The sequence below is a fragment of the Salinicola socius genome (assembly GCF_001937195.1).
GTDB lineage: Bacteria > Pseudomonadota > Gammaproteobacteria > Pseudomonadales > Halomonadaceae > Salinicola > Salinicola socius.
This window is the reverse complement of sequence record NZ_MSDO01000044.1, coordinates 1-3,444: the sequence shown is the minus strand read 5'-3', so window position 1 is coordinate 3,444 and position 3,444 is coordinate 1. Positions and strand designations below refer to the sequence as shown.

At 54.6% G+C, this 3,444-nt stretch carries 5 protein-coding genes; all 5 read left to right on the top strand.

Annotated elements, in window-relative coordinates; translation table 11 throughout:
• Nucleotides 1–939: hypothetical protein (locus BTW07_RS20075; RefSeq protein ID WP_075571636.1), on the top strand; the 939-nt coding region annotated here is incomplete at its 5' end.
• Nucleotides 936–1,280: a hypothetical protein gene (locus tag BTW07_RS19725; RefSeq protein WP_144076982.1), complete on the top strand. Its 345-nt coding sequence runs from the start codon at nt 936–938 to the stop codon at nt 1,278–1,280. The genes BTW07_RS20075 and BTW07_RS19725, both read left to right, overlap by 4 nt.
• A gap of 33 nt (nt 1,281–1,313) precedes the next feature.
• Nucleotides 1,314–2,396: a VENN motif pre-toxin domain-containing protein gene (locus tag BTW07_RS19510; RefSeq protein WP_083942073.1), complete on the top strand. Its 1,083-nt coding sequence runs from the start codon at nt 1,314–1,316 to the stop codon at nt 2,394–2,396.
• The gene (locus tag BTW07_RS19720; protein WP_144076980.1) at nt 2,396–2,755 is read left to right on the top strand and encodes a hypothetical protein; all 360 of its coding nucleotides are present in this window, start codon (nt 2,396–2,398) and stop codon (nt 2,753–2,755) included. Before BTW07_RS19510 ends, BTW07_RS19720 begins: the two co-directional genes overlap by 1 nt.
• 111 nt (nt 2,756–2,866) lie before the next feature.
• On the top strand, nt 2,867–3,444 hold a 578-nt coding region (locus tag BTW07_RS18485; protein ID WP_244158461.1), incomplete at its 3' end, for a hypothetical protein.

Sequence of the window (3,444 nt, the reverse complement as noted above, 5' to 3'; positions counted from 1 at the left end):
GCCGGCCTGGCCGACGGAGACGTGCAGCAGGGGGCTGAGATCGCGGGCAATGCGACGGCGTATAACTACTTGAGCCATTGGCAGGAGGCCAAGAAGGACGAGGAACTCGCGGCTTGTAAGGATGACCTGCTGTGCAAAGCGGGAACGCGGGCCAATTGGGCTATGGTGGATGCCCAGCAAGAGGCAGGGCTGCTTATCGGCTCGGCGGGTGGCATCGCGCTTTCCGCCAAGGAAGCGGCGGAAGGCGTCTATGCTCTGGTCACCAACTTCCCCGAAGTCATGGACGGCCTGAAACAGCTGGCCACTTCGCCCGAGTTCCGCCAACAGTTCGGGGAAAACTACCTGAACGATCTGCAAGTACGTGCCGACCGTCTGGCTGAAGCTTACGAAACCGCCGGCTGGGATGGCTCGATTACGGCCGGTGTCGAGGGAGGGCGCTTCGCGGCGGAGCTTGTCGGTGTGTTGACAGCGGTCAAGGGCGGGGCGCAGCTGATTGCCAAGCTGCCATCGTCAGCGGGTAAGCTGGTCGATGCGGCCAAACCGTCGCCAAATGTGGTTGCGGGAGGTAAGGTTGAGTCGGGTGCTAGTGTTTCAAAGGAATTGGCCGGTGTTCCTGGCCGCGTTCAATCAAGAATAAATGTTCCCAACGAGGGTTGGGCGCATGTTCTGAAACGTCATTACTCAGGCAAACCTAATGCTAGTCAATTTTCTGTTAGCCAAAGTGAGTTAAAGTCTTTATTGCATAGCAAGCAAGTCGTTAAATCTCCAGTGACTAGAACCGTCGAAAGCGTCGATGGTCTTCGATATGTGCGTGAGATTGACATGGGGCGGGCTATTGGGGTTGACGCAATGAATGGGAATGCTACTACTTCTGTTATGACAACTATGTCCGATAAGTACGGTAACTTAATAACGGCTTTTCCTGGTGTGTTAAAATGATGTCATCCTCATTGAAAGCGGAGCTGCTGCAGTCAAAGGAAAAGCTGTTAGGCGGCATAAAAAGCGCTGAGCTATTATCAACTCTTCGCGACAAGTTTCCTGATCTCACAGACAATGTTTTTATTGTTGGCTGGATTCCTGAGCAGGGGGAAGATATTTTTACTCTCCTAGTTGATGGGGAAAAAGTTGTAGAAGTTGAAATATCAAGGATAAGTCCTGGTGAAAATCCTGTGAGATTTGATGTGCTAACAGTGCAACAGTACTTAAAGCAGAATCCTGCCCTCTCTAAGTCTGCGCGGCGAAAACTGGATGCAGCTATTCAGCTTTCACACATGGGGTAAATGCGAAAGTCCATTTAGGGGCTTTGTGTCAAGATCGCCCTGCACGCCCTTGCCACCGGCGGCGACTTTAAGAGCTGCGCCCTGGCCGCTGGTGCCAACGAAGCGCTGGTCGAGCAGCTGGTCACACTAGTCGATAACGACCCGCAGTTGCTGACGGCGGCATCGCAGATCACTGGCGTCGTCGCAGCCGGCCTGGCTGACGGAGACGTGCAGCAGGGTGCCGAGATCGCGGGTAACGCGACGACGTATAACTACCTGCAGCACGCACAGTTCCAGGACATCGCCGATCGGCTGGAACAATGCACTACGCAATCCTGTCGCGACAACATCATCGACAAGGCTCTCGCACTAAGCCAGCAACAGGATCTCGCAGCCCTGCAACTCTGCGCCAGCGGAAGTACAGGCTGTGGGGACGCGGTTCTGGCCTCGATGACCACCCCTTTCGAAGGTGTCGAATTCAGCAAGCCGGAGACGGCGGCCTCATTGCGCGAACTGATGTGGGAGAACCCCGGGAAGAACGGCGCGTTTGCCATGGCTGCGGCAAATCAGGACGCAGCAACCGTGGTAGATGCATTGGACCCAGAGGACCGACTCTCGCCGGAGCAACGGGCACAGGCAGAAGAAACACTGGCCGGCGTAATGAGCAGTGGCGGTATCGGTGCGGATCGGGGCGGGTATACTGGTGGGAGGGGCGTGACCAAGCCGTTGTCAGGAGCTCCTGGTTCGGGAGAGAAGGGAGAGTCGGGCGGTTTGGATGGTGCTATTACAAGCGGAACCAAAGGGGGTCCTTCAGTCAAGCATGCGTCTGGAGTAGAGCTTCCTAAAAGTCAATCACAGATGATTGCTAACTTTGAAACAGCGGGATATCCATCAAAACCTGTAGTCTCACCAACCAGCGGTAAAGTGGTTGGTACGCAATATACGTTACCGGATGGTTCGCGCGTTCGAGTGATGCAAGCGGATAGCCGTAATTCTCAAAGGGCTTCGTTTGAAAATGCTAATGGTGGGCCAATAGATCCGACGACGGGTAAGCCGCCGCAGCCGCCGAAAGGTCTCTCTAAAGCTGAAAGAAAACAGTGGATCAGAGAAAAAACGCATATTGAGCAGGTGAGCTGATGTTTGATTTTATGAACCTAGTTGTATCTTTTGCCCCGCTTCACATTAAAAATGTTGAGTGGGATGGAGATTTTTTGGTTATTTCTGGTGATAATTGGAAATTTGTCACTAATAGTGTTTGGAGGATATCCCAAGGTAAAGAGCTATTGTTTGCATGTTGGGATGACCAGGTAGACACAACCATAGAAGAATTAATAGGGCTTTCAGTTGTCAGTATGTCATGGGTCAACAATGATCAGCCAATTGATCCGTCATTTATCCTTTCTGATGATAGAAGACTAGATGTGTTTTGTTCTTACTCTTCTGAGCCTTGGGTGATGGATCTTCCCGATAATAGTGTTTATGTTGGTAACACATAGAGAAGCGGCGTCCTGGCCGCTGGTGCCAACAAAGCGCTGGTCGACCAACTGGCCACGCTAATCGATAACGACCCGCAACTGCTGGTTGCCGCCTCGAAGCTCACCGGGCTGATGGCGGCGGGGCTGGTGGATGGCGACGTGGCGCAGGGCGCCGAGATCGCAGGCAACGCGACGGCGTATAACTACTTGAGCCATTGGCAGGAGGCCAAGAAGGACGAGGAACTCGCGGCTTGTAAGGATGACCTGCTGTGCAAAGTGGGAACGCGGGCCAATTGGGCTATGGTGGATGCCCAGCAAGAGGCAGGGCTGCTTATCGGCTCGGCGGGTGGCATCGCGCTTTCCGCCAAGGAAGCGGCGGAAGGCGTCTATGCCCTGGTCACCGACTTCCCCGAGGTCATGGACGGCCTGAAACAGCTGGCCACTTCGCCCGAGTTCCGCCAACAGTTCGGGGAAAACTACCTGAACGACCTGCAAGTACGTGCCGACCGTCTGGCCGAAGCTTACGAAACCGCCGGCTGGGATGGCTCGATTACGGCTGGTGTCGAGGGAGGGCGCTTCGCGGCGGAGCTTGTCGGTGTGTTGACAGCGGTCAAGGGCGGGGCGCAGCTGATTGCCAAGCTGCCATCGTCAGCGGGTAAGTTAATCAAGGCGGCCAAACCGTCGCCAAATGTGGTTGCGGGAGGTAAGGG